We start from the raw sequence: 26,688 nt of genomic DNA, 5'->3' as shown, positions 1-26,688 counted from the left end.
GTGTCCAGTGATAAATGAGTGCCCGGTCCACTTCGATCCGCTCTCGCCCGAGCAATTGGCTGACCCCTACCCCCTTTATTCCCGGATGCGCGCCGAGTGCCCGGTGTTCTACGCGCAGGAGCACGACCTGTGGATCGTCACCCGGCATGAGGATGTGCTGGCGGTCGTCAGGGACACCAAGACGTTCTCCTCCGAGAACGCGGTGCGGGCATCGGTACGGCCCCTTCCCGCTCCGGCGCTCGCGGTCCTCGCGGAGGGATGGCCGCTGTCGCCGACCCTGACCGACAGCGACGGAGACGTGCACCGCCGCCTGAGGTTGCTGGTCTCGAAGGCGTTCACCCCCCGGCGCATCCAGGAGATGGAGGGCCCGGTCCGGCGGATGACCGACGAGCTCATCGACGGCTTCGCGGCCGAGGGGCGGGCCGACATCATCGAGCGGTTCGCGTGGCACCTGCCGCTGGCCGCCATCGCCGACATCCTCGGCGTCCCCAGAAAGGACGTCCCGCTGCTCCACCGCTGGAGCTACAGCTGGCTGCGGCTGATGCAGGCGACCGACCCGCCGGAGGAGCTGATGGCCTGCGCCTCGGACGTCGTCTCCATGCAGCGCTACTTCATGGAGGAGCTGCGCCGGAGGGAGCGCGAGGGCGGCTCGGACCTGATGGCCGAACTCCTCACCGCCCGCATCGCCGGCCGCGAGCCGCTCACGACGGTGGAGGCGATGCGGGTCCCGATGAACCTCATCATCGCCGGTCACGTCACCGTGACCCGGGCCATCGGCAACGGTCTCACGACCTTGCTGGCCGCTCCGGAGCAACTGGAGGCGGTTCGCCGTGACCCTGACCTGATCCCGACGATGGTCGAGGAGATCCTCCGGTTCGAGTCGCCGGCGCAGGGGCTGTTCCGCACCGTCCGCGAGGACACCGTGCTGGGCGGCGTCGCCCTTCCGGCCGGAGCGCGGGTCATGGTGCACTGGGGCTCGGGAAACCGGGACCAGAGCGTGTTCCCCGATCCCGACGCCTTCGACGTCACGCGAGACTCGGCGACCACCCACCTGGCCTTCGGGAAAGGCGTGCACGCCTGCCTCGGCGCGCCGCTCGCCAGGCTCCAGTTGAAGATCGCCATTCCCCGGCTCCTCGAGCGCCTTCCCGGTCTGCGCCTGGCCCACGGTGCGGACGCCGCCGTCCGGGACACCATCTTCTTCGCGAGGGGCTTCAAGAAGCTGACGCTCGTCTGGGACGCGGAGGCGGCGTGACCGCGAGTGTGATCACGAGTTCCGCGGCCTCGCGCGACCGCGAGCCCGCCGCGGGAACCGGCGAGGCCGAACTGCGCCTCCGCGTCGTCGGCAAGGTCGCCGTCGCACGCGGCGTGGTCGTCCTCGAACTCACGGCGCCCAACGGGCGGGCGCTGCCCGCCTGGTCTCCCGGCGCCCATGTCGACCTCGTGCTCGGGAACGGCCTGATCCGGCAGTACTCCCTGTGCGGTGATCCGCGCCGGAACACGGTGTGGCGGATCGGCGTCCTGAGGGAGACCGACAGCCGGGGCGGATCCGCCTACGTCCATGACGTCCTCCAGGCCGGCGACGAGGTACGAGTCCGCGGCCCGCGGAACAACTTCCCCCTCGACACGGCGCAGCGGTACGTCTTCGTCGCCGGAGGGATCGGCGTCACCCCGATCCTGCCGATGCTGGCCGAGGCGGAGCGGCGGGGAGCGGCCTGGCACCTCTACTACGGCGGGGGATCCCGGGATTCGATGGCGTTCCTGGACGAGCTGGCGGGCTTTGGCGACCGCGTGACGCTGATCCCGCAGGACGTCTGCGGCCTGCTCGACCTGGACGCGATCCTGGATACCCCGGCGGACGGCACGCTCGTCTACTGCTGCGGCCCCGAGGGGCTGCTGGAGGCGGTGACGCGGCGCGCCGAGCGATGGCCGCGGGACACCCTCCGCATCGAGCGGTTCCGCAACCGGGCACCCGCGGAACCCGCGAGGGCCGCCCCGTTCGAGGTCGTCTGCGAGCTGAGCGGCGTCACGCTGGTCGTCGGACCCGGCGAGAGGATCGTCGACGTCGCCGAGGAGGCCGGGGTCGGGGTCATGTACTCGTGCTCGGAGGGAACCTGCGGCACGTGCGAGACCGCGGTGCTGGACGGGGCGGTCGACCACCGCGACGCCTACCTGACCGACGAGCAGCGGGCGGCCGGAGACCGGATGATGATCTGCGTTTCCCGTGCCGCCGGGCCGCGGCTGGTGCTGGACCTGTGACCTGTGACCCCGTTCAGGCCCGTCAGACGGGTCCCCAAGGGAGAATGCGATGCGGGTGAACCACAGCTACGTCTCGGTCGGTGACCGCCGGACCCACCTCCTGCACGGCGACGGTCCGATCGACACGCTCTTCCTCCACGGCGCGGGCGGCTCCGCGTGGACGTTCGAGGCGACGATCGACGCGTTGCCGCGCCCGCTCGGGTGGGCGTCGGCCGACCTGCTCGGCTACGGGGACAGCTCATGGATCGAGAACCGGGACTACTCGTCCGCCGCCCAGGCCGAGCAGCTCGCCGCGGTCATCGACCGGCTCGGCCTCCGGCGGGTCCGGGTCGTCGGCTTCTCCTGGGGCGGGCTGATCGCTCTGGATCTGGCGAAACGCGACCAACGTGTCGACAGGCTCGCGGTCATCGACATTCCGCCCTCGTCGAGCCGGTCCGCCCTGGAGGTGCCGCCGCTGCGAGGGACGTTCCGCACCGCCGCCGACGGCGTGCGGGCCGTCATGGCCATCGCACCGGAGGCGACGCCGGAGGTGGCCGAACGCGAGGCCTGCCTCTCGACGGCGCCCTGCCCCGAGGGGTTCCAGAAGAAGATCGATCCCGCGTTGCTCGTGCGGTGGCAGTTCCAGGACGAGGACCACTGGGAGACGTGGCGGCGCAACGAGCGGGAGACGCTGCTCCTTCGCGGCCAGCACAGCTCCGTCCTGAGCGAGGAGGACGCGGGACGGATGATCGGGCTGGGGAGGCGCGTGTCGCTGGTCGAGATCGAGGGGTGCGGCCATCTCGTCCCCCTGGAACGGCCCCGTGAGCTGGCGTCCGAGCTCGGCCGCTTCCTGGCCTGAGACGGACCCGCACGGCTCCTGGACCGCCGTCCGCCCCCGCCGCGCGCGCCGATCCTGCGATCAGCGGGCGCGGCGAAGACAAGGAGAACTGACCGAACGATGCCCGGCTATGACCTGCACACCCATCTCGCCCCGGCCCTCGGAGAGCTTCCGCCGGGGATCGAGCGCGCGCCGGACGGCGCCCTCGCGGTCGACGGCCGTCCCGTCGGACCGGTGGACCTCTACCACGCGGAACGCCTGGAGGAGCACCTGGGCAAGGCCGGCCTGGACGGCGCGGTGGTCTCGCTGCCGCCGCCGTTCTACCGGCAGGCGCTGCCGATCGAATGGACGCCCGCCTGGGTGCGCGTGGCGAACGAAGGGCTGCTCGCCGCCGTCGCAGGGGCACCGCGGCTGGCTCCTTTGGCGTACCTTCCGCTGGAGCACCCCGAGGTGGCCCTCGCCGAGTACCGGCGCATCGGGCGAGACCCTCGGTTCGTCGGGGTGGCGGCGGCCGCCGGCGGCCTCTCGGTGTCCCTGGCCGACTCCAGCCTGGACCCGCTCTGGGCGGCGCTGGAGGCCGACCGACGCCCGCTCATGCTGCACCCTGGGGCGTCGCCCGACATCCGGCTGCGCGAGTTCTACCTCGAGAACCTGCTCGGCAACCCGTCTGAGACCGGGCTGGCGGCGGCGCAACTGGTGTTCGGCGGCGTGCTGTCGCGTCACCCGGCGCTCAAGGTGCTCCTCGTCCACTGCGGGGGTGTCATGCCGGCCGTGGCCGGCCGATGGCAGCGCGGTGCGGACACCGCCAGACCGGGGATACCGTCCGAGACCGAACCCCCCGCGCACGCACTCCGGCGGCTGTTCGTCGACTGCCTGGCCCACGACCCTGCCGTGGTGGACCTGGCCGTCACGGTCTTCGGGGCCGACCGGGTGGTGCTCGGCAGCGACTGGCCGTTCCCGATGGGGACCGCCGACCCGGTCGGCCTCGTCGCCCACCGCGGAACGGCGTTCACCCGGCGCGTCGGGGTGAGCAACGCCGAAGCGTGGCTCGGATGGTAGAAGGGAGCGACGAGGCAGATGGAAGAGTACGACGCCGTCGTCATCGGGGGCGGCCATAACGGGCTGGTGGCAGCGCTTTACCTGGTGCGCGCCGGATGGTCGGTCGCCGTCCTGGAGCAGGCCGGAGCCGTCGGCGGTGCCATCGCCAGCGGGGAGGTCACCCTTCCAGGGTTCGTGCACGACCTGTACGCCACCAACCAGAACCTTTTCGTCGCGTCCCAGGTCCACGCCGACTTCGGCCCGGACCTGGCCCGCCACGGGTTGCGCTTCCGGGTCTGCGACCGGCCGTTCGCGAACGCGTTCCCCGGTGGCCAGAGCCTGCGGGTCTACCGCGGGTACGAACGCACCCTCGACGGGCTGGCCGCGCACGACGCCGGTGACGCCGAAGGGTTCGCCGACCTGTACCGCTTCTACCAGCGGTTCGCCCCGCACCTGTTCGGGTTCTACGGCTGTGCCCTGCCCTCGGCCGCAGCCGCCTGTGAGGCGGCGCGACTGCTGGCGCGGCACAGGCTCCGCGGGGCCGGTGAGCTGGTACGGACGCTGCTGATGAGCACCCGGGAACTGGGGGAGTCCCGGTTCGCCACCCGGGAGGCGCGGGCGATGGCGGCCTGCTGGGGGATGCACCTCGATTTCGCCCCCGATGTCACGGGCGGCGCCGTCTTCCCGATCCTGGAGATCTTCTCTGACATGGAGACCGGGATGGCCGTGGTGGAGGGAGGGGCGGGACGCCTGCCCGAGGCGCTCGCCGCCGTCGTCGCCGAGGGCGGCGGCACCGTCCGCACCGGCGTGGAGGTCGACCGTGTCCTGTGCCGTAACGGGCACGCGGTCGGGGTCCGCACGACCGACGGTACCCGCGTGGCGGCGCGTCGTGCGGTGATCGCCAACGTCGGGCCGCGCGCCCTCTACGAACGGTTGCTCCCCCAGGCGGGGGTTCCCGCCAGCGTCCGGCGCGGGGTCCGCTCCTACCGGTACGGTCCCGGAACGCTGATGCTCCACCTGGCCCTGGACGGCCCGGTACCGTGGGCCGCGGGAGGGGACCTCTTCCGTTTCGGTTATGTCCACGTCGCCCCGTACGTGGACGATCTTGCCCGCACCTACGCGGAGGCACAGGCCGGACTGCTGCCCGCCGATCCGCTGCTCGTCGTCGGGCAGACCTCGGCGATCGACCCGGGCAGGGCGCCCGCCGGCCGCGACACGCTGTGGGTACAGGTCCGCGCGGTGCCGGCGAAGGTTCGCGGCGACGCCGCCGACGTCATCCCAGGGCGGCAATGGCCGGACGTCGCCGACGCGATGACCGAACGGGTGCTGTCCAAGCTCGAGCGGTACGCGCCCGGTGTCACCGGCCTGGTCGCGGCGTACGCCGCGCACACCCCCCGCGACCTGGAGGAGGCGAACCCGAACCTGGTCGGAGGAGACAACGGCGCCGGTAGCCACCACCTCACCCAGAACTTCATGTTCCGTCCGCTCGCCGGCCACAGCCGCTACCGCACCGCGGTCCCCGGGCTCTACCTGACCGGCGCGGCGACCTGGCCGGGGGCCGGTACCAACGCGGCGTCCGGGCGGCTGACCGCGCGGCAGGTGCTCCGGGACGCTCACGGCGGCCGGCGACGGCTCCGCGCGCGCCGGTAGTCGTGGGGGGACATTCCGGAGGCCGTGGCCCGGCGGGCTCTCGGTTCAGGAGGCCGCCTGGTAGCCCCGGGGCCCCGTCCCACCGAGGCCGTCGAGAACCTCACCGGCGAGGTGCTCGGCGGGCGGCTCGGTGCCGACGACCACGACCACGTCCCCCGGCCGGGTTTGATCAGTGATCGCCTTGACCGCCCGGCCGGTGTCGGGGCGCCGGGCACCGACGATGCGGTGGATGCGGTGCGAGGGCCTGGGAGGCTCAAGCGTCACGACCTGTTCGACGGCCTGCCGCGCGGAGACCGTGATGGTGTGCGCGAGCGAGGGATCGGCGACTGCCAGGACGCGTACCCGGCCCTGTCCGCCCGTCAGTTCCCGGGCGGCGGCGAGGTCCGCGCTGATCGAATCATGATGTCGGGCCACCGAGTCGATCACGGTCACGGAGTGCGTCCGGCCCGCGATGGTGAGGTGCCGGTGTACCCCCCGGTAGCTCTCCAGGGCCGCGGCCGCCTCCATGGGGGCGATGCCGAGGGCCATGGCGGCGCCCAGCGCCGCCATGGCGTTGTCCGCGTGTGCGGGCACGGGCACGTCCGCCCAGAGGACTTCGCGGGTCGGGCCTCGGGCGACGATGCGGCACCCGCTCCCGGACCACCGGGAGTCCACGGTCCAGGTCGCTCCGGGACCAGGACCGTAGGTCACCAGGTTGTCGAGGCCTGCGCCTTTAGCGAGCTGGAACTTCTCCCTGTGCGGGGCGATCACCGTGGCGACCTGGTCGATCCATGCGGGGACCTCGCCAGAATCGGTCCCGCCGAACACGCACAGGTCGGGTGCGAACTCGGCCGACACGGACGAAGTGGCCACCAGTATCAGAGGGCCGCCTGCGCCCTGCCCGACCCGTGACCGGAGACCGTATCCGACCAGATCCGCCCCGAGGATCCAGGAAGGCGCGCTTTCTAGGACGCTCAGGATATGGGCGAGCATCGCGCCCGTGCACGTATTGCCGCGGAGCCCGGCCACCGCGATGGACAGAGGGGAGTCCACGACCTTCCGAAGCGCCTGGCCGCGGTCGGAGGGGCGGACGTTCGGGCGGCGGGCGAGGGTCTCGGGGTGAACGGGTACGCGGAATACCAGCTAGCTGGTACGCGCGGCCGGAGCCGGGCCGGCGGGCAGCAGGGCCTCCAACCGGGTACCGCCGCCGGGAGGGCTGTTGATCGCGATCGTTCCGCCCAGCGCCTCGATTCGATCGGTGAGTCCGATCAGTCCCGAGCCTGCCGAGGGGTCCGCACCTCCCAGGCCGTCGTCGCTCACGCACAGGGCCAGCCTGTCGCCGCCGACCTCCGCCCGGACCTGGACGGACCTGGCACGCGCGTGCTTGGCGACGTTGGCCAACGCCTCCGCCACGAAGTAGTAGGCGGCGACCTCTGTGGCCTGGGGGAGCCTGCCCTCGACCCGCACATCGAGATCCGCGGCGACAGGGCACCGCCGGGCCAGTGCCCTGAGCGCGGGCCGCAGGCCTCCCTCGCTCAGGATGGCGGGGTGGATGCCGCGGGAGATCTCCCGCAGTTCCTCCAGAGCGGCGGCCAGTCCGCCGGCGATCGCCGCGACCCTGGACCGCAGTTCGGGCTGTTCCGCTGGAACGAGGGCTTCGACGGCGCGCAGGTCCAGCGCCAGGGAGATGAGTCTTTGCTGGGTGCCGTCGTGCAGGTCGCGTTCGATGCGCTGGCGGGTCTGGTCGGTCGCCGCCACCACCCGCGCCCGAGAGGCGATGAGGTCGTCACGTGCCTGGGCGTTGGCGATGGCGGTGCCGAGCAGATCGGTGAAACGGGAGAGCCGCCATTCGATCCCGTCGGGCAGGGGGGCCTTGCGATTGGAGGCGGCGGCCAGTCCCCACAACCGGCCGTTGACGACGACCGGCACGGCCACCGCCGCGCCGATGCCGTACCGGCGCAGGGACGCGGCGAGGTCACCGGGGGCGTCGGCGTAACTGTCGATCCGGCTGGGCTTGCCGGTGCGAAGGACCTTGGCCGCTAGGTTCTGGCCTTCGGTCGACACCCGGGTGCCCACCGAGAGCCCTGATCCGATCCTGCTGTACCTGCCCACCACCAGGACTGTGCGGTCAGCCTCGAACCGAGAGAGGGAGGCGCCGTTGGTCCCCGCCGCCAGCGCGATCTCCTTGGCCATCGCGGCGTACACCTCGGACGGCGCCGCCCCGGATGCGACGAGCATCGCGATCCGCGCAACGCGGCCTGCTCACCCTCGAAGCGTGGCTCCGCCGGGTGTTCTGCGAGCATGCCGGGCCGGGCGTCCGGCGAGCGATGCGGGTGCAGGCCCCGAGCGAGGCGGTCCTCGGACGTGCCCGAGTCGGAGGGACCGGCCGTGGGCCGGTGGGCCATGGCCGCCGTCCTTCGCCGCCGGGAGACGGCCCAGCACAGGAGACCGAGTCCCAGGCCGACGAGCACGATCGACGTGATGATGATGATCAGAACTGGAACGGTCAGCGAGGCCAAGACCACCTCGACGACCGGTGCCTCGTGGGCGGCCGCCCACGGGGAGATCGCTCGCTCGGCTCCGAGGGGCGCCAGCGCGATGAATGCGGGGCGCAGATGGCGGGTCCCGTCCATGCCGGACGGGAGCGATGTTCCCTCGCCGCGTCTTGTCCGGGTCCCCGTCATCTGACCAGCATATTTCCTGATCTCGGACAGACCCATATATGCTGTTCTTGGGATGGATGCAGTCGGAGACACCCGGACGACGCAGGGCGATGACGCCTCGGCGTCCACCCGCGTGGTGCTGGCGGACGACGACGTACTGCTCCGCGAGGGCATCGCGAGTCTGCTGGGCCGCTCCGGCTTCGAGGTGGTGGGACAGGCGGAGGACGCCTCGCAGTTGCTCGTACTGGTCAGCGAGCGTCGACCCGACCTGGCCATCGTCGACATACGCATGCCCCCTACGCAGACCGACGAGGGCCTGCGGGCGGCGCGGACCATCCGGGACTGGCATCCCCAGATCAGCATCGCCGTGCTCTCTGCGTACGTCGAGGTGGAGCCCGCGATGGAATTGCTCGCTGGCGGGCGGGGGATCAATTACATGCTCAAGAGCCGCGTCACCGACGTGGCGGAGTTCATCCAGACGCTGCAGCGGCTCATCAGAGGCGGCTCGGTCGTCGACCCGTCAGTGGTGCAGGAACTCGTCGCGGCCCAGCGGCGCGATGATCCCCTGGGGATTCTCACCCCGCGTGAGCGCGACGTGCTCGCGCTGATGGCACAGGGGCTCTCCAACGTCGGCATAGCCCGTGAACTCTGGGTCGCCGAGGGAACGGTCGAGAAGCATGCACAGCATTCTCACCAAGCTCCCGCTCGGTGACACCGACGACGACCATCGGCGCGTCTTGGCCGTCCTCGCATACCTGGACGCCCGTTAGAAATCTTCCGGCGGGCCCCCATCGGCTCGGGGCCGCGTGACTGGACAAGCTCAAGGCTGCTCCGCCGATCGATGCCCCGCGTCGTTGACACGACGCGGGGCCCGGTGGGGGCAGCAGCGTAGCTTGGTCAGGATCTTCCAGTGCTTGAGCTGGGCGTTGGCGCGTTCACCGGGGCCGGGAGCTTGGCGTGGGAGCGGTTGGCGTCCCTGAGCGGCTCGGGCTTGTTTCTGCCCCTTGTGCGGCGTCTTGACGTGCGGGCCGGCGCCGACGTAGCCCTTGTCGGCCAGCACCAGGAGTCCGGCGGCGGCCAGTTCGCGGACCAGGCCCCAGATCCGGGCGGCCTTCAGGTCGTGCACCGAGCCGGGCAGCGGCCCCGACACCGACACCACGGTCCCGTCCGGTGACGCGAGCACCTGCAGGTTCACGCCGTGCTTCTTGTGTTTGCCCGAGTAGAACGGCCGGTCGGCCTTCACCCGGTCAATCGGGATCAGCGTGCCATCCATGACCAGGTAGAGCAGGCCGTCCTTCTTCGCTTTGGCCAGCGCCCGGCTGAGTTTGGGGGAGCGGGCCGACAGCAGCGTCACCGTCTCGTTGACGTACCGCCAGGCGGTGGTGGTTCCGACCCCGAACCCGGCGCCGAGCTGCGCGAACGTCTCGCCGTTCTTCAAGTAGGCCAAGGGCATCAGCGCCTGCATGCCCCGCCGGCAGTGCCCGGCGCTGCCGTGCGACGTGCCGGCCGGCACGTTCGCGGCGGTCCAGGGGCTCGCGGTGACCGACGTGTTCGGCGCACGGCGCTGGATCTCTCCGGCCGGAACGGGCGCCGCCCACGACTGGCAGAGCTGGTCCATGTTCACCCTGGGAGACACGGCGGGGCTGCTCCTGCCGCCCGGCACGCCGAAGGTGGCGGACGGCCCAGGGCTGGAAGAGGTCGCGCTGGTGCGGGATGAGAGCGCCAACATGGTGTGGGGCATCGAGCAGACCGTGCGGATGGCCACCGGCGAGGGCCGGCCCGGCGCGGAGGCGGCCGCCGAGACGCTCGCGTTCCGCCGTCGGCTGCACCCGCCCACGCCGCCGGGCGATCCGCGCGCCCCGGTCGCCTATCAGGTGATGAGCTCCGTGCCGGAGAACTGGATTCCGTTCATCCCGGTCCACGTCCCCGGCGACGACCGCAGCGTGCAGTTGCAGCGCGCCGCGATGCCGAGGGAGGTCGACGCCACCCAGGCGGTCCCGCCGCGCACCGCCTTGCTGCGCGAGGGCTTCGACGCCGGCCAGTCGTACTTCGTCAACGAGGAGGAGGTACCGCTCACGGGCACCTGCCTGACCGCCGCTTACAATCGCACCCGCACACGCACGGGCCAGGTCGTCGTATGGCTCACCGTGCGCCGCGACACCGGCCGCGGCGGACGCTCGAGCGGTCTTTCCTTCGACCTGCTGACCGACACGCCGCCGGCCTGAGGTCCCGCAGCACCTGCGCGAACCTGATGGCTGTCCGGTGAAGCGGGCCGTTGCCGCGTTCCGATGCGGGCTGATCATGGTGCGGCCGGTTCTGCCCGCCCTGGTCGTGGAGTGGGTCGGAAGCGGCCAAGCTCGACGCGCAGCGTCTGTTCGGCGGAGCCCTTGGTATCACGCACATCGATTAGCCCACCGGACGGGCTCGTCTTAACGGTGGCGCTTGCCACTGTGATGCAACCGGTCACCGCAACCCTCTATGAACCACCACGATCAAGATGGAAAAGGCTCTGTGTTTGCGGTCTTCCCTGCCCGGGGCGACCCCACATCTATTTATAACAATTCCATTGGTCAGTGTTGACGTCCATGCGGGCTTCGACGTCCAGCTCTTGATATGACCAGGCACAGGCCAATTTCATGTCGATCGCTGATCGGCATACCCATTTGGCGTCCGCAACGGTCGCCTGGATCTTCGACATTCCCTTAAAGACATGTTCGCAATAGCCAGACATGTTTCCGACTCCCCCGATGGGGGTGTGATTTGCGTTGTAACATTCGCCGCTGTACGGATTGTTCGGGCTCCTCAGTTTAAATGTGGACTGTTGCCCCTTGTCCCAGATGCAGGCGCCGTTCAGGGACAATCTGGCGGAGTTCTTCTGAGTTGCGCCGATCTCCGTTGAGCAGAAGAACTTCTCTCCTTCTTTCTCGTTTCCATTGAACCCATAGTTTCGACAATAGTGCTCTAGGTCCAATCCTCCGAGGTTGGCGTTCTTGGACGGAGCGATTATGACGGAGAGATTGAGCTGCCACGCGGTGACCACTATGATGGCTAGAAGCGTGGTGACAGCGACCAGAACCCTGCGCTGCCGCTCCAGTACCGCCTTCTTGCCGAGCTCTTTTAGCGGCCGGTTCGCCAAGGAGCGGGCAATGTCATCGATATCTCCGGGGATGACGATTGTGATTGCGGCTGTAGCGGTAAATATCAGGACGGCGACGATTGCCGCGAAAATTCCGAGCGGATCGCGCGGCCAGGCGCTCGGGATAAGAGCCGATCCGACGACTGTACCCAAGCCGACAAAGACTGCCGCGAATAGGATGACTAAGAGATAGTATATCTTCCCGGGGCGGCGACTACGCAGGTCTCCTTGCGTTTCTCGATTCATCGCAACCCCATTTCCGACTAGTTGAGTCGATAGCTGTGCCGTTGACGTCTGCTACGCTAATACGGCTGCGCGCGTGGGAATACTTTTGGCACCATATAGGCGCCTTCTTCGTCGCGCAACGCCGACGACTGCACTTGTTGCGCAACCGTTATTTTCGCTAAATTGGTCGACCAAAAACGTCCGTATGATCGTGACTTATTCTTGAGGTCCGTGTCGACTCCTCTCGCTGGCCGTCCGGGCGCGGGTCGAAGTGTAAGCGGCGGCTGACTGACGAATCATGCCCCAACGCGGACGGTCGGCTGAAGCATGATGTTAGAGGACTTTGAGGTGTTACCTGATCACGCTTTCATGGTGGTCTGGATCAGTGAGCCTTTTTCGTGCGCCCAGCAGAACGGGAGGTGATGCCGCGTGAGCGGCTGATCTTGTTCGAAAGCTCGTCGTCGCTTGCCGGTGTGAGTCCGGTCCGAGTAGCTGCCAGAGGCCCGGTAGCAGGCTGGCGGTTTCGTCCGAAGGGCGGGGTCGAAGTCCAACGTCAAAGGCCATGATGGGGGAGTGACGGTGCGGTCCGTAGCGTGAAGCGAAGCCTGCGGCGTCGTTACCCATCCGCCCGTGAGGGTGGGGCAAGGGAGTGCCGAACCTCTCGGAATCGAGGTGAAGGCCATGGAAGCGGTGAAGAGCCTGGAGGCAGGCGTGAGAAACTTCCCGGCGTATGGGGCGCGGAACGTGCCGATAGTGGCGGCGGGAACTGGAGAGGCTCTCTCCGGCCCAGCGACCTGCGGATATTGTTGCTGGAGTGTCGCACCTTATAACCGATGACCTCGGGAAGTGGGTGGCGTGCCGGAAGGGCGTCGGAGGTGGCCGTAGTACTGATCGAGCCGACCGGACAACACAACCGGCGGTGAGGGAAGGGCCACTGCTTCGTCGATGCATGTGATGTTGAGGAAGAGGCCCGGTGAGTGCCGGTCAGGCTATTCCCGCCGCTTTGGGATCGCGTCGGCCCTCAGTGCCGCGTGATCCGGTCCGAGCCTTGCAGCATGTGCTCTACCGGGCGGCCAAGGCCGATCCCGGACGCAGGTTCCACGCGTTGATGGACAAGGTCTATCGCAGAGACGTTCTGCAACGCGCGTGGGTGGTGGTGCGCGTGAACAGCGGCGCACCGGGCATTGACTGGATCACCCTGGCCGAAGTCGAGGAGTACGGGATTGCCCCGGCTCATGGAGGAATTGGCTGCTGAGCTTCGGGAGGGCCACTGTCGTCCGCTGCGCTGCCCGCTCGTCGAATTCTGATTTCCAAGCCGGGGGTCAGGGACGAATGGCGGCCGTTGTCGATCCCGGCTGTTCGGGACCGGGTCGTGCAAGTCGCTTTAAAGATCACGGCCGAACCGGTCTTTGAGGCGGGCATGCGCGACTGCTCGTTCGGTTTTCGGCCCCGGCGGTCAGCCCATGACGCCCTGCAAGTGCTCTTCGACGAGCAGGCGAAAGGGCGCCGGTGGGTGGTGGAGACGGATATCGCCGACTGCTTCACGGCGATCCCGCACGATGAGTTGATGCGAGCGGTCGAGGAACGCGTCTGTGACCGTACCGTCCTGAAACTCCTGCGGCAGATCCTGCGCGCCGGGGTGATGGGGGACGGGCAGGTACGACGCGAGGTCACCGGCAGCCCTGTGCCTGCCGAAAACTACGTCCGTGCAGGTGAGAGGCGCAGGGGGCTCCGACGCGGGGCTTGATCAGTCGCAAGGACAGGCTGCGGCGTGGTGGTTGCCGCGGGATGATGGGCGGCTGTGCTGTTGCGACTGGCCTGCATGACCGTGACCAACGCGTCCGCGGTGCTGCGTCTTCTTCCACTGACCGATCGGGACAAGGACACCGAGATCCTGGTGTTGCGGCACCAGATCGCCGTGCTGGAGCGCCAGCTTGCCGGGAAGCGGGTGCTATTCACTACGGCGGACCGGGCGTTTGTGGCGGCGCTGCTGCACCGGTTGCCTTCGGGGGTGCTGCGGCGGATGCGGTTGCTGGTGCGGCCGGACACGGTGCTGCGCTGGCACCGGGACCTGATCGCGGGTCGGCATGCCGCCCGGTCCAAAAACAAGCTGCCGGGGCGCCCGCCCACCGTTCGCTCCATCCGGCTGCTGGTGCTGCGTTTGGTGCGGGGGAATCCGGGTTGGGGCTACCGGCGAGTGCACGGTGAGTTGCTGGTGCTCGGCGTCAACGTCGCGGCCTCCACCGTCGGGGAGATCCTCAACGACGCCGGCACTGATCCGGCGCCCGAGCGTTCCGCCACCACCTGAGCCGACTTCCTGCGCTCGCAAGCCGAGGCGCTGCTGGCGTGTGACTTCCTGGAGACCGTGACCCTCACCGGCGCGCGCATGTACGTGCTGGCGGTCATCGAACATCACACTCGCCGCGTCCGAGTGTTGGGCGCAACCGCTCATCCGACCGCAGCGTGGGTGACGCCGGCGGCGCGGAACCTGGTCATGGACTTGGAGGACGCCGGCTGCCGGGCGCGGTTCCTGATCCGCGACTGCGATGGCTAGTTCCCCGAGGTGTTCGACGCCGTCCTGGCCGATGCGGGTATCCGGGTGATGCTCACCGGGGGCGGATGCCCAAAATGCATTCGCTCATGGAGCGGTGGGTGCGGACCTGCCGCCGCGAGCTCCTGGACCGCATGTTGATCTGGAACCAGTGGCACCTGCTTCACGCGCTCCGTGATTTCGAGACCTTCTACAACGAGCATCGGCCTTATCGGGCATCCCCAACGACCGCCCGGTGAAGCCGCTGCCTCCACCGATCACCGAATCCGACGAGGTCGCCCACCTGAACCTCCGAAGAAGGCAACGGCCGGGCGGAATCCTCAACGAGTACGAGCATGCCGCTTGACTTGCGCGGACGTGGTTCTCGGCAACCGCAGGGCCTGGTCAGCGGTGGTGGGAGTCGATCGCCAGCTCGGTCACCAGGGTGCTGATGGTGCGGGCGGTCTCGACGACCTGGGGGGCTATCACGTCCCTCAGTTCAGCCTTGTCCAGCGGGCGGGCGATCGAGACGTTGATCGCGGCGATGGGGCGGCCGGACGCGTTGAAGACGGGGGCGCCGACTCCGCGGATGCCCAGGACCATCTCCTCGTCGTTCAGGGAGTATCCGCGGCTGCGGATGCGGTCGAGTTCCTGGGTGAGCTTGTCGCGGTCGGTGATCGTGTACTGGGTGACGGCCTCCAGTGCGCGGTCGCCGAGGATCTGCTCGATCTCCTCGGGGGGCAGGAACGCGAGGATCGCACGCCCGAGTGAGGTGGCGTGGACGGGCAGCCGGCTTCCGACGAACAGCCGCAGCGCCAGGAGGTCGTCGTTGAGCAGGCGCGCGACGTAGACCACCTCCGCGCCGCTCAGAAGAGCCATGTTGACCGTTTCGCCGGTGCTCTCGCGCAGCCGCTGGAGATGAGGGCGCGCCATTTCCGGCAGTTCCCGACTGCTCAGTGCCGCACGCGCCAGGGAGATCGCCTTGAGGCCGGGACGAAAGGTCCTGGACTGAATTTCCTCCAGGTAGCCGAGACTCAGCAGCGTCTGGCAGAAGCGGTATGCGGTTGCGCGGTTGAGTCCGGTCAACGAGGCGATCTCGCTCGTGGTGAGCTCGGGGCGTCTCTCGTTGAACAGCTCCAGGATCGCGAGAGCGCGCGAGACGGACTGGATACCGTCCTTCTTGCCGCCCTCGACATCACTAGGCGAAGGACTGTTCGATGTACGAGCCACAGGCAAGATGTTAGCCCACTACGGCGGATGGTTCACTCCCGCGCCGCCGTCCTCGTCGATCTTTGTACCGGGGAAGCGCTCTGGCCGTAGTCAGGAGGGACTTCGCGAGCCTCCTGGCGGGAGTCCGGATCGGGCGATCCGGTCGCGTGGAACCTTCTCTGACCAGATCGGCCAGAGTATGCTCGCCATATGAACGTGCAGTCGAATCGTGAACACTTCCGCCTCGCATCTGAGCGGCGGCGGGGGAGCGGGGCCGGCGGTGCGGTCGCGGGGCCGTGGAGGACGGATCACCGGCGGCTGGGAGCGGCGGAGATGCGCGGCCTGCTGGGCGAACCCGATCCGGAGACCCGGCTGAAAATCCTTGATCACCTCGATCGGAATTGCCTGACCTTCATCGCCCACTCACCGTTCTGCTGCTTGGCCACAGCGGACGCCTCCGGCGCGACCGATTGCAGTCCACGCGGCGACTATCCGGGATTCGTCCGCGCCCTCGACGAGCGGACGCTCGTCATCCCCGACCGGCTCGGCAACAAGCTGGGCGACTCCTTCTCCAACATCGCCGAGAACCCGTATGTCGGGCTCGTGTTCTTCGTTCCCGGGGTGGTGGAGACCCTCCGGGTGAACGGACGCGCGTACGTCACCGACGACGGGGACCTGCGGACGATGCTGGAGCAGGACGACGTGCGTCCTGAGATGGCCACCGTCGTCGAGGTCGACGAAGCCTACCTGCACTGTGGCCGGGCACTGCTGAGGTCGCGGCTCTGGGAGGACGACATGCGCGACCTGGCGCGGGAGATCCCCTCTCCCGGAACCTTCTGGGCGGACGCGGCGGCCACGGAGGGGCTGGACGCCGAACGGCTGGACCGCGTCTTCGACGACGGCTACCAGGAGCTCTACTGAGATGATGACCCGTGAGGGCGGCCGCCTCCTGACCGTGACGGAGATGGACCATCCGGCCCGCGACGTCGTGGCCCTCCACCTGGCGGACCCAGTGGGAGACCCGCTTCCGGAGTGGGAGCCGGGCGCCCACGTCGACGTCCAGTTGGTCACCCGCCATCTCCGCCAGTACTCCTTGTGCGGGCGCCCTTCCGACAGGTCCCGCTACCGCATCGCGGTGCTGAAGGAACGCCTGTCCCGGGGCGCGTCCGCCTACGTGCACTCGTACCTGCGCGTCGGCAAGCAGGTGCGTGTGTGGGAGCCCCGCAACCACTTCGCGCTGCGGCCCGCCGAGCGCTACGTCTTCCTGGCCGCCGGCGTCGGGATCACGCCGATCCTGCCTATGGTCATGCGGGCGCAGGAGGCCGGCATCCCGTGGAAGCTGGCCTACAGCGTCCGGACCCTGGGGGAGGCCGCGTTCCGCGACGAGTTGGCCGAGTTGGGCGGAGCGGTGACGCTGCGGGCCACGAGCGCCGAGGACCGACTGGATCTCCGCGAGTACGTGGGGGCGTTCGAGGAGGGGACCGGCGTCTACTGCTGCGGATCCCCCGGCTTCGTCGAGGCCGCGGAGGAGGCCGTGGCCGGGTGGCCGGCAGGGGCCTTCCATGTCGAACGCTTCGTTCCGGTTCCGAAGGACTTCGGACCCAGCGAACCGTTCGAGGCCGTGTGCGTACGCTCGAACGTGCGGGTACGGGTGGAGGCCGGTGCCAGCCTTCTCACCGCGCTTCGCCGCGAGGGTGTGCGTGTGGCCGGCGGCTGCCTGAAAGGGGTGTGCGGCTCGTGCGCCGTCACAGTGCTGGACGGTGTTCCCCAGCACCGGGACTCCCTCCTGACCGCCGAAACTGTGGACCGCATGCACGCCTGCGTCTCCCGCGCCGCCACCCCGGAGATCGTCCTGGACGTCTAGAGCCCGAAACGAAGGAGGGGGAGGCGTCCACACGCCTCCCCCTCCGGCCTTCTCCCGCCTCACTCCTCCGCGGTGGCCTCGGCGGTCGGCCGATCGGTGGTGACAGCCGGTGCCTCCTCACCGGCGGCACGCGCCGCGCCTTGCTCGGTCGCAGGCGCCCGGGGCTCGAACTGCACCTCCGAGGCTCCGAGCAGGCCGCTCGGACGCCACCGGAGCATCAGGATCAGGGCGACGCCCAGGGCGGCGAAGGAGATCCCGCTCGGCGCGTGGATCTCGGCGCCGGCGACCGACACACCGCTCTCGACCTTGCGCAGCACCTCGTTGATGACGGTGATCACGGCCGTTCCGAGCAGCGCTCCGCTGATGCCTCCGACACCTCCCACGATCGCCATGGCGATCACCAGGACGAGCTGCGGGATGTAGAACGACCCGGGGGAGAAGGCGGTGAGCAGCTGGGCGTACAAGGCGCCGGCGACACCGGTGATGAACGCCGACAGGACGAACGCCCAGAGGCGGGAGCGCAGGACCGACACCCCGGCCGCCTCCGCCGCGGCGGGCTGGTCCCTGACGGCGCGGGCCCGCAGCCCAGCCGCCGACCACTTGAACCACGCGCTCAGCACCACCATCACGGCGAGGCTCGCGTAGACCCCGATGAACGTGGTGTTCTCCGGAACACCGAACAGCGACTGCGGGCCGCGTGTCAGCGGGGTCGCCTGGGCGAGCACGTTGCTGACGATGATCAGCAGGCCCAGGGTCGCGATGGACGCCGCCGCCCCCGACAGGCGCATGAGCGCCGGCCCGGTGAGCAGCGCGAGGAGCGCGGCGGCGGCGCCGCCGACCAGCAGCGCGGGGAGGAACCCCACCTCGAAGCCCGCGAGCGCCCCCGGCAGGTCCGGCAGGACGACCTCCTTGTCGATCACCGGCATCGCCGCGATCCCGCCCGCGTACGCGCCGACGGCCATGAACGCGACATGGCCGAACGAGACGATGCCGGTGTTGCCGACGAACACCTGGAACCCGATCACCAGGATGGCGTTGATGCCGAAGAGCAGGACGATCTCCGCCATCGTCGGGGCCAGGAACAGCAGTGCTCCGAGCAGCGTCACCACGCCCGTCGCCAGCAGTGCCCCGGCCGTCGCGCCGAGGCGTCCGAGGGGGCCGGGCGGGCTGTCACTTCGCAAGGCGATCCTGACCATCATGCAGCCTCCGTTCTGGCCCCGCTGAGTCCGCCGGGCCGCAGCACGAGCAGGGCGATGACGACCGCGAAGACGATCGCCTGCGCGTAGGTGATCGCCCCTGACGGGAGCACGACGGTCATGGTGACCTCGATCCCGCCGAGGGCGAGTCCGCCGAGCATGGCGCCCGAGGCACGTCCGAGGCCGCCGAGGACGATCGCGATGAACGCCTTCAGGGTGGGCTCCAGGTCGGACCGCGGGGTCACCGCGCCGACCTTGGCGAACCAGAGCAGTCCGACCACTCCGGCGATCGCGCCGCTGATCGCGAATGCGATCATCAGAACGCGGTCGGGGCGGATCCCCATCAGGCGGGCGGTCTCGGGTGACTCCGCGGCGGCGCGCAGCTGGGCGCCGAAGGGGGTGCGGTGGAGCAGCCCGTAGAACGCGGCGGCGACGATGGCGCCGCTCGCGATGGTGACGACCTGGAGGACCGGGACGCGCAGCCCGCCGGCGGCGATGACCCCGGTCAGGAAGTCCGGGGCGTTCAGCACCCGCGGCTTCTCACCGAAGATCAGGATCGCGATGTACTGGATGATCAGGAGGACACCGAACGAGGTGATGAGCAGCGTGATCGGCGGTGCGCCGATGAAGGGCCGGAACGCGACCCGTCCCATCGCCATCGACAACAGGGTGACGAACAGGACGCACAGCGGGACCACCAGGGCGAACGGCAGGCCGGCGTCGACCAGGACGCAGGCCGCGTAGCCGCCGCAGACCAGCAGCAGCCCGTAGGCGAAGTTGATCAGATTCATGACGCTGAACACCAGCGTCAGGCCGAGGGCGAGCAGGGCATAGGTGGAACCGACGCTCAGGGCGTCGAGAACATGCTGGACGAGTGCGGTCATCGCTGCTCGGCCCCCTTGAGCCCGAAGTACGCCTCGATGAGCAGCTCATCGGCCTTCATCTGCTCGGCGTCGCCGTCCAGGACCTTCTCGCCGAGTTTCAGGCAGCAGGCACGGTCGACGAAATCGAGGGCCCGCCGGGACGACTCCTCCACCACGATCAGGCTCTGCCCCGCCTCGCGGAGACTTCGGAGCACGGTGTACACCTCGTTTCCCATCTTCGGCGCGAGGCCCAGGCAGGGCTCGTCCAGGACGAGCAGCTTCGGGGCGGCCATCAGCGCCCTCCCGATCGCCAGCATCTGCTGCTGTCCGCCGGAGAGGTCGCATCCCTTGGCCGCCCGCCGCTTGGCCAGGACGGGGAACGTCGCGTACACCCTGTCGAGCACGTCCCGCTCGTGCCGGCGCCGCTCGGCGGGCGACATCCGCCGCCGCAGGCAGGTGGCGCCGATGAGCAGGTTCTCCTCGATCGACAGGGTCGCGAAGATGCCGCGGCCCTCGGGGGCGAGCGCGATCCCGAGGGCGGCGCGCTCCTCGGCGGGCATGCCTGTGACGTCCTCGCCGCCGAACCGGACGGTGCCCTCCCATGGCGCGAGCAGTCCGGAGATCACCTTCATCAGCGTCGACTTGCCCGCCCCGTTCGCGCCGAGCACGGCCACGGCCTCGCTCGGAGCGACGGTGAGGGAGACACCCTTGAGCACCTTGGTCGCGCCGTAGCCGACCACGAGGTTCGAGACCTGGAGTAGCGGTTCCATGCTCACTCGGCCGCCCCCAGATACGCCGCGACGACGCGGGGCTGCTTGAATGTCTCCCGCGGCGCGCCTTCGTAGATGACGCTGCCCTCGTCGAGGACCTGGACCCGGTCGCTGATGCCGAGGACGAGGTTCATGTCGTGGTCGATGACCAGGACACCGCATCCCCGCTCGCTCCGGATCTGGTGGATCAGTTCCTTCAGCTCGGCGGTCTCACCGTCGTTCAGCCCCGCGGCCGGCTCGTCGAGCAGCAGCACCCGCGGATCGCCGGCGAGTGCGCGCGCGATCTCCACACGGCGCTGCGTGCCGTACGACAGGGTGGAGACGATCTCGCGGGCGACCCCGTCCAGCCGCAGGCTTCGCAGCAGGCCTTCCACCTCTTTCGGCGACGACGCCCCCGAGGAGGCGTTGCGGCCCACGAGCACGTTCTCCCGCACGGACAGCTCACCGAACAGCTTGAGGTTCTGGAACGTTCTGGCGATCCCGCTCTTGGCGCGGCGGGCCCGGGACGCGCGAGTGATGTCGCGGCCGCGCAACCGGATCTCGCCCTTGTCGATCCGGAGTGCTCCCGAGACGCAGTTGACGAGTGTGGTCTTGCCTGAGCCGTTCGGCCCTATCAGGCCCAGGACCTCGCCGGCCGCCAGAACCAGGTCGGCGCCGTCCAGCGCGGTGAGCCCGGAGAACCGCTTGACCGCGCCGGTCACCTGAAGGAGCGGTGCTTCCGCGCCGGGGCCGTGGCTTCGGCTCCGCGAGGCGGGCACGGGTGCGGTGCTCACGACGACTCGTTCCTCATCACGGTCGCGTTGTAGGCGGTGACGGACTTGAGCTTGCCGCCTTCGATCCCGACGATCGTCGGATTCCAGACGGCGTATCCGTCCTTCCATTGGTCGAGGGTGCCGCCGGGGACCTTGAGGCCGCGCTGCTCGCGGATCGCCTTGGCGGCCGACGCGGCGTCGGTGACGTCCTTGCGCTGGAGGGCGGTGTCGATCGCCAGGAAGGTCTGGTAGGCGCCGGGGGCGTTGGCCTGCTCGGGGAAGTGCCCGAACATCTTCTGGTACGCCTCGGCGAACCTGGTGATGGCCGGATCGGTCTTCGGGTCGGTGCCCGCCCCGTCGAAGTAGACCTGGGCGGCGTAGTAGATGGCGTCGGCCCGGTCGGTCCCGACGAGCTTGGGCAGCTCCCGGGTCTGCAGGGTGATGTTGCCGAGCACCGGCTTGTCCACGCCGGCGGCTCGCAGCTGCTTGACGAAGGTACCGACCGCGGGGAAGACCGCCAGGGCCTGGACGGTGTCGGGGTCGGCGGCCTTGATCTTGGAGATGGTGGCGCTGAAGTCGGACTGCCCGCCGAGCGAGTCGACCCGGTCGACCCCGCTCACCTTGCCGCCACCGGCCTCGTACAGCTTTCGGTAGGCGGTGTCCTGCTCGGTGAAGTAGGCCAGGCCGGGGTCGAGCACCTGGAACGTGGTCCGCCACTTACGGTCCAGGGAGAACTTGGCCTGCGCCAGCCCGAGCTCGGTGGTGGTGATCCCGCCGCTGAAGAACCGGTCGCCGACGGCCTTGCCGAAGACGGTCGACGAGGCCGCGAGCGACAGGGTCAGCAGCCCCTCCCGCTGACCGATGCGGGCGGCGGCGACGCCCGTATCGAAGTCGTCGGCGACGACCAGGATCTGGGCGCCCTTGGCGATGAGCGATCGCGCGACCTGCGCGGCGATCGCGGGGTCGGACTTGGTGTCGCCGGTGATGGTCTGGATCGGGCAGCCCTTGATGCCGCCCCGGGCGTTGATCTCCTGGATGGCGACCTGGAGCCCGCGCTTGCCGGCGACGTCGAAGAACGAGGCGAACCCGCTGTCGGCCTTGGCGATGCCGACCAGGACCTTCCCGTCCCGGCAGGCGAGGGAGCCCGCGCCGCCTCCCTTGGCGTCCGAGGCGGTCGAGCACGCCACCGCCCCGGCCAGCGTCGCTCCGGCGGCCACCAGTGCCGGCCACCGGCGCCTCATGAGGTGTGGATGCGGCATGGCTCCTCCAGTTGCGATCGACATGCGTGCGCATGTTCGCGAAGTGAACTCACGCTAACGTGCGGGTTTTTCCCGGTCAAGACTGTCGGCTCCTGATATCGGTGCAGGAAGCACGATTAATTCTGAAGATCGGCGAACTTCTCGTAACGCCGGAGGATTCACCATGCGACCGCCCATTCATTTCGAATGCCCTGCCGGTCGCGCCGGGGACGGGAAGTGGTCCGCCCCGCCCGGCACGGCCTAATCCCCGTAGGCGGCCGGGTGCCCGCGTCATCTCAGCCCTGCCCGTCCAGGCCCAGGGACGCGCGAAGCTCGGACACCCGTCGACGGGCCCCGGCGGCGTCCCCTGGAGGCAGCCAGAAGACGCACCGGTGCACCCCTGCCTCCGCGTAGCGGGCGACATCGGCGGGGTCGCAGCCGTAGACGGTCACCGGCGCATCGGTCCAGCCCGCGGCGCGCGCCCGCTCGCGGAACTCCGCGATGCGATCGGTCAGGTCGGGGGCCGGCTCGGGCAGCCACTCGGTCCCGTAGGCCAGGACGCGGTCCAGCACGGTGGGGCCGTTGCCGCCGATGAGAACCGGGACCGGGGACTGGACGGGCTTGGGCCACGACTGGATCCGGTCGAAGGCCACATGCGGTCCCGCGTAGGTGGCCACGTCATCGGCCCAGATCGCTTGCATCGCCTTGATCCGGTCCGCCATCACCGACAGGCGCCGCCTGGGGTCGGTGCCGTGGTTCTGCAGCTCCTCGCGGTTCCACCCCGCCGCCACGCCGAACAGGAACCGCCCGCCGGACAGATGGTCCAGCGTCGCGACCTCCTTCGCCGTGGTGATCGGATCTCGCTGGGACACCAGGCAGATGCCGGTGCCGACCTTCAGCGTGCGGGTCGTGCACGCCGCGGAAGCGAGCGCGACGAACGGGTCGAGGGTCCTCGCGTACTCGGACGGCACCTCACCGCCCTCCGCCTTGAAATGCGCCGTGCGTTCGACGGGCATGTGCGTGTGCTCCGGGAAGAACAGCGACTCGAACCCGCCGTCCTCGGCGAGCCGGGCGAGGTCCGCCGGCGTCAGGCCCTGATCTGTCGCGAAAACGGCGAGACCGAACTTCATCGAGAACTCCTGGTGGAAGAGGCCAGCGCTCGCATGGCGCACCTGGTGCGCCATGCGAGCCACGGATGCGTGATGTGAAAGGGCTGGCGCACCGGGCTCGGCGGGCGTGCCCGGTGCGTCCCGCGGAGCGGCTCCCGGACGGTCCGGGAGGCCGTTGTTCAGATGTCGAGGCCGGCGGTGAGGCTGCCGCCCTGCAGGCGCTCCGTCACCGCCGCCAGGAAGCGCGCCGCGTCAGCGCCGTCGATCAGACGGTGGTCGTAGGTGAGTGCGAGGCAGAGCACTGACCGCACCGCGACGACCTCGCCCAGCAGGGGGTGCGCCACGGCCACGGGCCTCCTGGTGACCGCTCCCGTTCCGAGGACCGCGACCTGGGGCTGCGCGATGACCGCGGTGGAGAACAGCGCCCCTTCCGCACTCCGGTCGTCCAGCGTGAACGTGGCGCCGCTCAGGTTCTCGGGGACGAGGCAACCGGTCCGCGCGCGTTCGTCGAGATCGTCCAACGCGCGGGCCAGCCCGGCGAGATTGAGGTCCCCGGCGTTCCGGATGACCGGTGACACCGGGCCCTGCGGGGTGCCGACCGTGATCGCGAGGTGCGCCTCGTCCGGGTGGACGATCACTTTCCGGTCCAGGTCCGCGCGCGCTCCGAGGACCGGGTACGCCTTGAGCGCCTCCAGCACGGCGGACGCGAGGAACGGCCGCAGGGTCAGTTCGACGCCCTCACGCGCCCGGAAGGACGCCGCGGCCGCCTCGCACGACCGGACGGTCTCGGTGACGTCGGCCTCCACGACGGTGGTCAGGTGCGCGCTGGTGCGCAGCGACTCCAGCAGACTCGCGGCGAAGGCCCGTCGCGCCGGGCCGATGTCCACGACCGTCCCTCCCCGCTCGTCCCTGGCAGGTGCCCGTTCGGCGACGGGGACCGGAAGGGCGGGCGTCGTTCGGGGGACAGGCGGAGTGAGCGCCGCCTGCGAAGCGCGCGGTGAACGCGCGGCTCTCAAGACGTCGTCCCTCCGGATCCGGTCCCCGTTTCTGGCCGCCCGCAGGGATGCCAGGTCCACCCCGTGCTCACGCGCAAGCGTGCGGACGAAAGGCGTCACGTACGCTCCGGAATCCGCCCGCCCCCGTTGGGCGACGCCGCCGGGGTTTCGAGCAGGCGCCGCCGGCTGCGGAGCAGGAGCGACCGGTTGCGCAGCCGGGGCGACCGGCCGTGGAGGCGGGGGAGCGGCGAGCGGAGGCGAGGGCGCCGCGCTCGACGGTATGGGGGGGCGGTGGTTCGGGTGGATCGGTCGCCGGGACGGCGAGGGCCGGTCCACCTGGGGGCCGGCGGGCGGTGCGGTCGCCGGGTCGGTCTGGGCGATCGTCGCGAGCTGGGTGCCGGTGTCGACCGTCTCGTCCTCTTGGACCAGGATCGCCTGAAGGATTCCCGCTGCCGGCGAGGGAATCTCCGTGTCCACCTTGTCGGTCGACACCTCCAGCAGGGGTTCGTCGGCCTCGACGTGCTCGCCCACGCGCTTCAGCCAGCGGGTTACGGTGCCCTCGGTGACGCTTTCACCGAGTTGCGGCATGGTGACGGGGACTGCCATGCGCGGAGCCCTCTCTCAAGAAGCCTTGGAAGGCGGTCAACTGGACGCCGGCTCCATGCGCAACCGCGCCGTGGCAGCCTCATCGATCGACAGGTCCGCGCGCAGGGCGACGCCGTAGACGTCCCGCGCGCGCTCTGGGCTGATCCAGCCCTCCCGCACGTCCTCCCGGACGCTTACGGGGTCCCGGTGCGCTGCTGGCCCGTACCCGCCCCCTCCGGCAGTGATCGACACGATGCGCTCGCCGTCCTCGAGCTCGACCAGGCCCTGCGAGGGCAGTTCGGTGAGGTCGCCCGCGCGGTCACGGCGCAGGTGCCGGGTGAGGCCGCCCTCGCCTCCTCCCCGCACGCCGAGCGCCGGATAGACCGCGCCGTCGGATCCGTAGGCCACCGTCATGGACGTGCCCACCGGCCCGTACTCCACCTCCGCCGAGGGAGCGCCGCGGAACCGCCCCGCGCCCTCGGTGTCCTGGAGGAGCCGCTGGCGGCTCACCCGGAGGGGGTGCGTCATCTCCGCGATCTCCACGCTGTCCCGGCGCAGCATGCCCGCGCAGCCCACATGGAAGATCGTCAGCCAGGCGTCGGACCACGGGGTGGCGGCCCCGCCGGTCACCGCGAGGAAGATCTGGTTGACGAACGGCCGCCCGCCCGACCTCGGGTCGACGCCCGACACCACCGCCGCCGCGGCGGGGATGACGGCGCCGCACTCGGCCAGCCCGATGCCCTCGACCAGTTCCGCCATGCCGCGCTGCACGGCGTTGGTCACCCGGTCGGCCAGGTTGGTGGTCGCGGCCGAGCAGCTGTGCGGATGCGCGGGTACGCCCACGGCGCAGCCGTCCCTCAACCGGACCTTCACACGGCGCAGGCTTCCGGCGTTCGGCGGTACGCCCTCGCCGATGGAGTTGAAGACCCCGATCAGGGCGGCCGTGGCGGCCGTCGACTCCGTGAGGTTCAGGCCGTTCGGCAGGCAGTCGACATTGTCGGTGAGATCGACATGGATCTCCTGGTCCTCCGGCCGGACGTCGATGTCCATCTTGATGTCCAGCCCCTCGGGGATCCCGGGGAACGGGTCGTGCCTGGTGGTCAGGCTCAGGCGTCCGGCGGGGAGTTCCGCGATGGCGCCGCGCATCCGGCCCTCGCTGTAGGCGAGCCACTCGTCGACGAACTCCTGCAGCACATCCCAGCCGAGCTCGTTGCCCAGTTCGAGGATGCGGCGCTCTCCGAGGCGCACCGCGCCGACCAGAGCGAGGTAGTCGCCCCACCACTGCTCGGGCACCCGGACGCGCAGCCGCAGCATGCGGAGGATGTCGTCGTTGTCCTGGTAGTCGGTCTGGACGCGGCAGGCGTCGAACAGAAGGGCGCCCTCCTCGTAGACGTCGCGGGCGTCCGTCATGTAGGTCGTCGGCGTGGAGTTGCCGCAGTCGGCCTGATGGGCCTTCGCGAGGACCGAGAAACGGTGGACCCCCCTGTCGTCGACGACCGGCACCAGCATCGCGTGGTCGGCGGCGTGCGAGTTGCCGTTGTACGGCGAGTTGTGCAGGTACGCATCGCCGCGCCGCATCTCGGGATGGAAGCGCAGCACCGCCTTCGAGATCAGGTCGGGCCCGCTCATCATGTGGATGGGCAGGCTCTCCGCCCCCATCACCAGCTCGTGATCGGCGCTGACGATGCAGCAGGAGAAGTCGTGGGCGCTGTTGAGGACCCCCGACCGGCTGGAGCGGAAGACCGTGTTCATCATGGCCTCCACGACCACGTTCAGGCGGTTGCTGATCACCGCCATGCGCACGCCGTCCATC

General features: G+C 69.7%; 26 protein-coding genes. 13 read left to right on the top strand and 13 right to left on the bottom strand.

All coding sequences use genetic code 11. The features are described from left to right. The first annotated feature begins 85 nt into the window (after window positions 1-85). The 5 genes from CHC11_RS12540 to CHC11_RS12520 all read left to right on the top strand — a co-directional run bounded on the left by CHC11_RS12540 (window position 86) and on the right by CHC11_RS12520 (window position 5,761). Window positions 86-1,252 carry a cytochrome P450 gene (locus tag CHC11_RS12540; RefSeq protein ID WP_089311870.1) on the top strand — a complete coding sequence of 389 codons (1,167 nt, stop codon included), beginning with the start codon at window positions 86-88 and terminating at the stop codon, window positions 1,250-1,252. Further along, window positions 1,249-2,256, top strand: a complete 1,008-nt coding sequence (locus tag CHC11_RS12535) for a PDR/VanB family oxidoreductase (protein ID WP_245919130.1) — start codon at window positions 1,249-1,251, stop codon at window positions 2,254-2,256. The genes CHC11_RS12540 and CHC11_RS12535 overlap by 4 nt, the downstream gene beginning before the upstream one ends. Window positions 2,257-2,305: 49 nt before the next feature. After that, a complete protein-coding gene (locus CHC11_RS12530) occupies window positions 2,306-3,094 on the top strand; it encodes an alpha/beta fold hydrolase (protein ID WP_089311869.1) in 789 nt (262 codons plus the stop codon). Window positions 3,095-3,193: 99 nt separating this feature from the next. After that, window positions 3,194-4,132: an amidohydrolase family protein gene (locus CHC11_RS12525; protein WP_089311868.1), complete on the top strand. Its 939-nt coding sequence runs from the start codon at window positions 3,194-3,196 to the stop codon at window positions 4,130-4,132. A gap of 18 nt (window positions 4,133-4,150) precedes the next feature. Beyond that, a complete protein-coding gene (locus CHC11_RS12520) occupies window positions 4,151-5,761 on the top strand; it encodes a phytoene desaturase family protein (RefSeq protein ID WP_089311867.1) in 1,611 nt (536 codons plus the stop codon). Between the two features lie 45 nt (window positions 5,762-5,806). On the opposite strand, the gene CHC11_RS12515 is transcribed toward CHC11_RS12520, so the two are convergent. Together CHC11_RS12515 and CHC11_RS12510 are read right to left on the bottom strand one after the other, a co-directional pair. Then, on the bottom strand, window positions 5,807-6,613 hold the full coding sequence (locus CHC11_RS12515; protein WP_143227042.1) for a glutamate ligase domain-containing protein: 807 nt from the start codon (window positions 6,611-6,613) through the stop codon (window positions 5,807-5,809). A gap of 270 nt (window positions 6,614-6,883) precedes the next feature. Next, entirely contained in the window at window positions 6,884-7,978 is a 1,095-nt protein-coding gene (locus CHC11_RS12510; RefSeq protein ID WP_089311865.1) for a sensor histidine kinase, read from the bottom strand. A 498-nt stretch (window positions 7,979-8,476) separates the two neighbouring features. Here CHC11_RS12510 and CHC11_RS12500 point away from each other — a divergent pair, with 498 nt between their 5' ends. Beyond that, a complete protein-coding gene (locus CHC11_RS12500; protein ID WP_425427305.1) occupies window positions 8,477-9,115 on the top strand; it encodes a response regulator in 639 nt (212 codons plus the stop codon). A gap of 108 nt (window positions 9,116-9,223) precedes the next feature. Here CHC11_RS12500 and CHC11_RS12495 read toward each other — a convergent pair whose 3' ends face one another. Beyond that, window positions 9,224-9,868: a transposase family protein gene (locus tag CHC11_RS12495; RefSeq protein ID WP_218826052.1), complete on the bottom strand. Its 645-nt coding sequence runs from the start codon at window positions 9,866-9,868 to the stop codon at window positions 9,224-9,226. On the opposite strand from CHC11_RS12495, the gene CHC11_RS12490 reads away from it, so the two are divergent. Next, a complete protein-coding gene (locus CHC11_RS12490) occupies window positions 9,867-10,628 on the top strand; it encodes a hypothetical protein (protein ID WP_218826051.1) in 762 nt (253 codons plus the stop codon). The two genes, CHC11_RS12495 and CHC11_RS12490, sit on opposite strands and share 2 nt — an antisense overlap. 323 nt (window positions 10,629-10,951) lie before the next feature. Here CHC11_RS12490 and CHC11_RS40245 read toward each other — a convergent pair whose 3' ends face one another. Next, window positions 10,952-11,785, bottom strand: coding sequence for a hypothetical protein (locus CHC11_RS40245; RefSeq protein WP_143227041.1), 834 nt, complete (start codon window positions 11,783-11,785; stop codon window positions 10,952-10,954). Window positions 11,786-12,812: 1,027 nt separating this feature from the next. Here CHC11_RS40245 and CHC11_RS42065 point away from each other — a divergent pair. The 4 genes from CHC11_RS42065 to CHC11_RS42050 are packed head-to-tail and all read left to right on the top strand — an operon-like array spanning window position 12,813 to window position 14,318. Continuing rightward, window positions 12,813-13,019, top strand: coding sequence for a hypothetical protein (locus tag CHC11_RS42065; protein ID WP_143227040.1), 207 nt, complete (start codon window positions 12,813-12,815; stop codon window positions 13,017-13,019). Between the two features lie 15 nt (window positions 13,020-13,034). Continuing rightward, on the top strand, window positions 13,035-13,511 hold the full coding sequence (locus tag CHC11_RS42060) for a reverse transcriptase domain-containing protein (protein ID WP_342749981.1): 477 nt from the start codon (window positions 13,035-13,037) through the stop codon (window positions 13,509-13,511). Between the two features lie 54 nt (window positions 13,512-13,565). Continuing rightward, window positions 13,566-14,072 carry a helix-turn-helix domain-containing protein gene (locus CHC11_RS42055; protein WP_218826049.1) on the top strand — a complete coding sequence of 169 codons (507 nt, stop codon included), beginning with the start codon at window positions 13,566-13,568 and terminating at the stop codon, window positions 14,070-14,072. A 57-nt stretch (window positions 14,073-14,129) separates the two neighbouring features. Next, the gene (locus CHC11_RS42050) at window positions 14,130-14,318 is read left to right on the top strand and encodes a hypothetical protein (protein ID WP_218826048.1); all 189 of its coding nucleotides are present in this window, start codon (window positions 14,130-14,132) and stop codon (window positions 14,316-14,318) included. A gap of 381 nt (window positions 14,319-14,699) precedes the next feature. Here the strand turns inward: CHC11_RS42050 and CHC11_RS12475 are convergent, their stop codons facing one another. Then, window positions 14,700-15,524, bottom strand: a complete 825-nt coding sequence (locus CHC11_RS12475; RefSeq protein WP_143227039.1) for an IclR family transcriptional regulator — start codon at window positions 15,522-15,524, stop codon at window positions 14,700-14,702. Window positions 15,525-15,713: 189 nt separating this feature from the next. On the opposite strand from CHC11_RS12475, the gene CHC11_RS12470 reads away from it, so the two are divergent. Both CHC11_RS12470 and CHC11_RS12465 read left to right on the top strand, forming a co-directional pair. Then, complete coding sequence (locus CHC11_RS12470; protein ID WP_342749970.1) at window positions 15,714-16,424, top strand: MSMEG_1061 family FMN-dependent PPOX-type flavoprotein; 711 nt, start codon at window positions 15,714-15,716, stop codon at window positions 16,422-16,424. Between the two features lies 1 nt (window position 16,425). Then, window positions 16,426-17,367: a PDR/VanB family oxidoreductase gene (locus CHC11_RS12465; protein ID WP_218826047.1), complete on the top strand. Its 942-nt coding sequence runs from the start codon at window positions 16,426-16,428 to the stop codon at window positions 17,365-17,367. 59 nt (window positions 17,368-17,426) lie between these two features. On the opposite strand, the gene CHC11_RS12460 is transcribed toward CHC11_RS12465, so the two are convergent. From CHC11_RS12460 to CHC11_RS12425, 8 genes are all read right to left on the bottom strand, one after another. Next, entirely contained in the window at window positions 17,427-18,566 is a 1,140-nt protein-coding gene (locus tag CHC11_RS12460; protein ID WP_089311860.1) for a branched-chain amino acid ABC transporter permease, read from the bottom strand. After that, window positions 18,563-19,447 (bottom strand): branched-chain amino acid ABC transporter permease, encoded by an 885-nt coding sequence (locus tag CHC11_RS12455; protein WP_089311859.1) that lies wholly within the window; start codon window positions 19,445-19,447, stop codon window positions 18,563-18,565. Before CHC11_RS12455 ends, CHC11_RS12460 begins: the two co-directional genes overlap by 4 nt. Beyond that, a complete protein-coding gene (locus tag CHC11_RS12450) occupies window positions 19,444-20,196 on the bottom strand; it encodes an ABC transporter ATP-binding protein (protein WP_089311858.1) in 753 nt (250 codons plus the stop codon). Before CHC11_RS12450 ends, CHC11_RS12455 begins: the two co-directional genes overlap by 4 nt. A gap of 2 nt (window positions 20,197-20,198) precedes the next feature. After that, complete coding sequence (locus CHC11_RS12445) at window positions 20,199-20,969, bottom strand: ABC transporter ATP-binding protein (RefSeq protein ID WP_245919128.1); 771 nt, start codon at window positions 20,967-20,969, stop codon at window positions 20,199-20,201. Then, the gene (locus CHC11_RS12440) at window positions 20,966-22,207 is read right to left on the bottom strand and encodes an ABC transporter substrate-binding protein (RefSeq protein ID WP_179278818.1); all 1,242 of its coding nucleotides are present in this window, start codon (window positions 22,205-22,207) and stop codon (window positions 20,966-20,968) included. The genes CHC11_RS12445 and CHC11_RS12440 overlap by 4 nt, the downstream gene beginning before the upstream one ends. Before the next feature lie 275 nt (window positions 22,208-22,482). After that, window positions 22,483-23,316, bottom strand: a complete 834-nt coding sequence (locus tag CHC11_RS12435; protein WP_089311855.1) for an LLM class F420-dependent oxidoreductase — start codon at window positions 23,314-23,316, stop codon at window positions 22,483-22,485. 158 nt (window positions 23,317-23,474) lie between these two features. Then, window positions 23,475-24,896, bottom strand: coding sequence for a 2-oxoglutarate dehydrogenase, E2 component, dihydrolipoamide succinyltransferase (sucB, locus tag CHC11_RS12430; protein ID WP_089311854.1), 1,422 nt, complete (start codon window positions 24,894-24,896; stop codon window positions 23,475-23,477). 36 nt (window positions 24,897-24,932) lie between these two features. Next, on the bottom strand, window positions 24,933-26,687 hold the full coding sequence (locus CHC11_RS12425; protein ID WP_089311853.1) for a hydantoinase B/oxoprolinase family protein: 1,755 nt from the start codon (window positions 26,685-26,687) through the stop codon (window positions 24,933-24,935). Window position 26,688 lies beyond the last annotated feature (1 nt).

Origin of the sequence: Actinomadura mexicana (genome assembly GCF_900188105.1) — a bacterium.
In the GTDB taxonomy this organism is placed as follows: Bacteria; Actinomycetota; Actinomycetes; order Streptosporangiales; family Streptosporangiaceae; genus Spirillospora; species Spirillospora mexicana.
The sequence above is the reverse complement of the archived record's forward strand: the minus strand, read 5'-3'. Positions and strand labels throughout refer to the sequence as shown.

Excerpts from the sequence above, each read along its gene's own strand:
- CHC11_RS12540 (WP_089311870.1), top strand. The coding sequence starts at position 86 with ATGCGCGCCGAGTGCCCGGTGTTCTACGCGCAGGAGCACGACCTGTGG.
- CHC11_RS12530 (WP_089311869.1), top strand. The coding sequence starts at position 2,306 with ATGCGGGTGAACCACAGCTACGTCTCGGTCGGTGACCGCCGGACCCAC.
- CHC11_RS12525 (WP_089311868.1), top strand. The coding sequence starts at position 3,194 with ATGCCCGGCTATGACCTGCACACCCATCTCGCCCCGGCCCTCGGAGAG.
- CHC11_RS12520 (WP_089311867.1), top strand. The coding sequence starts at position 4,151 with ATGGAAGAGTACGACGCCGTCGTCATCGGGGGCGGCCATAACGGGCTG.
- CHC11_RS12510 (WP_089311865.1), bottom strand. The coding sequence starts at position 7,978 with ATGCTCGTCGCATCCGGGGCGGCGCCGTCCGAGGTGTACGCCGCGATG.
- CHC11_RS12500 (WP_425427305.1), top strand. The coding sequence starts at position 8,477 with ATGGATGCAGTCGGAGACACCCGGACGACGCAGGGCGATGACGCCTCG.
- CHC11_RS12490 (WP_218826051.1), top strand. The coding sequence starts at position 9,867 with ATGCCCCGCCGGCAGTGCCCGGCGCTGCCGTGCGACGTGCCGGCCGGC.
- CHC11_RS12495 (WP_218826052.1), bottom strand. The coding sequence starts at position 9,868 with ATGCAGGCGCTGATGCCCTTGGCCTACTTGAAGAACGGCGAGACGTTC.
- CHC11_RS40245 (WP_143227041.1), bottom strand. The coding sequence starts at position 11,785 with ATGAATCGAGAAACGCAAGGAGACCTGCGTAGTCGCCGCCCCGGGAAG.
- CHC11_RS12470 (WP_342749970.1), top strand. The coding sequence starts at position 15,714 with ATGAACGTGCAGTCGAATCGTGAACACTTCCGCCTCGCATCTGAGCGG.
- CHC11_RS12465 (WP_218826047.1), top strand. The coding sequence starts at position 16,426 with ATGATGACCCGTGAGGGCGGCCGCCTCCTGACCGTGACGGAGATGGAC.
- CHC11_RS12460 (WP_089311860.1), bottom strand. The coding sequence starts at position 18,566 with ATGATGGTCAGGATCGCCTTGCGAAGTGACAGCCCGCCCGGCCCCCTC.
- CHC11_RS12455 (WP_089311859.1), bottom strand. The coding sequence starts at position 19,447 with ATGACCGCACTCGTCCAGCATGTTCTCGACGCCCTGAGCGTCGGTTCC.
- CHC11_RS12450 (WP_089311858.1), bottom strand. The coding sequence starts at position 20,196 with ATGGAACCGCTACTCCAGGTCTCGAACCTCGTGGTCGGCTACGGCGCG.
- CHC11_RS12440 (WP_179278818.1), bottom strand. The coding sequence starts at position 22,207 with ATGCCGCATCCACACCTCATGAGGCGCCGGTGGCCGGCACTGGTGGCC.
- CHC11_RS12435 (WP_089311855.1), bottom strand. The coding sequence starts at position 23,316 with ATGAAGTTCGGTCTCGCCGTTTTCGCGACAGATCAGGGCCTGACGCCG.
- sucB (WP_089311854.1), bottom strand. The coding sequence starts at position 24,896 with ATGGCAGTCCCCGTCACCATGCCGCAACTCGGTGAAAGCGTCACCGAG.
- CHC11_RS12425 (WP_089311853.1), bottom strand. The coding sequence starts at position 26,687 with ATGGACGGCGTGCGCATGGCGGTGATCAGCAACCGCCTGAACGTGGTC.